The organism is Vibrio sp. 1078-1 (assembly GCF_033340475.1).
In genome coordinates, this window is record NZ_JAWOWM010000629.1 from 1 (window position 1) to 583 (window position 583).

General features: G+C 42.0%; 1 protein-coding gene. It reads right to left on the bottom strand.

Annotation, left to right across the window (positions count from 1 at the left end):
* Nucleotides 1-299, bottom strand: a 299-nt coding sequence (locus R7190_RS29190) for an NUDIX domain-containing protein (protein ID WP_318138113.1), incomplete at its 3' end; no start/stop codon positions are given.
* Nucleotides 300-583: the final 284 nt, after the last annotated feature.

Sequence of the window (583 nt, forward strand, 5' to 3'; positions counted from 1 at the left end):
GATTTTCTGATTTGCTCTGGCCCACTCCCAAGTTTCACTTTTAAGTTCCCTACATAAGAAAGAAAATAGGTTTCTAAGCGACCTTGGTTTTCGAGCTCAAAAACCTTTTGGATCCGATTGAGTTCCAAAGAGGTTTCTTCCAGCGCTTCTCTTTTCGCCGCTTCAACAGGCAGCTCTCCAACCTCAACACTACCGCAGGGGAAAACCCAATAGTGTCTATCGTTTTGAAAACGCTGGATAAGCAAAAGTTCTTGCTGATGATTAACCAGTATAAGGCTGGCTCTTTGTAATAGTCGCATGATTCATTCCTTTGAATTCGCACAACATTCTAGCCATCTTGTTTTACCGACATAGCATTGACACCACGTAGTGATAACTCAGCCCTTAAGAAATGAGCAAGATGCGATATAACTCACTTTTGCGATTTGAATAGCAATGAGAAGGTGCGTAGAAGCAACAAAAAAGCAGAACCGAAGTTCTGCTTATAGAAGATAAAAACATGTCACTTAGGCGGACTGATGTAGCTCGTATTTATGCAACATCGCTTGTTGATGCCCTGCAATTTCTGCCACTTGTTCAGAGC